The organism is Novosphingobium sp. B-7, from assembly GCF_000410615.1.
In the GTDB taxonomy this organism is placed as follows: Bacteria; Pseudomonadota; Alphaproteobacteria; order Sphingomonadales; family Sphingomonadaceae; genus Novosphingobium; species Novosphingobium capsulatum.
This window is the reverse complement of record NZ_KE148467.1, coordinates 1,283-1,597: the sequence shown is the minus strand read 5'-3', so window position 1 is coordinate 1,597 and position 315 is coordinate 1,283. Positions and strand designations below refer to the sequence as shown.

Here is a 315-nt window from a genome sequence, read left to right as displayed (position 1 = left end):
GCCGCCACGTCGAGCAGCAGGTCGACGAGGTGATCCTCCAGCAGGTTGATCTCGTCGATATAGAGAAACCCGCGATGCGCGCGCGCCAGCAGGCCGGGTTCATAGACCCGCTCGCCCGTGCGCAGCGCGCGTTCCAGGTCAAGCGCACCGAGCAGGCGGTCTTCGGTCGCGCCCAGCGGCAGATCGACGAACGGGACCGCCTGGCGCACGGTCTTGCCGCCCGTGCACGGCCCGGGGCACTGGCCCGGCGTTTCGCAGCCAAAGCGGCAGCCCTCCACCACCATGATCGGCGGCAGCAGCCCGGCCAGAGCGCGC

General features: G+C 71.1%; 1 pseudogene. It reads right to left on the bottom strand.

Annotated elements, in window-relative coordinates:
- Positions 1 to 315, bottom strand: a pseudogene (locus H926_RS29375) (magnesium chelatase ATPase subunit I); the annotation flags it as partial.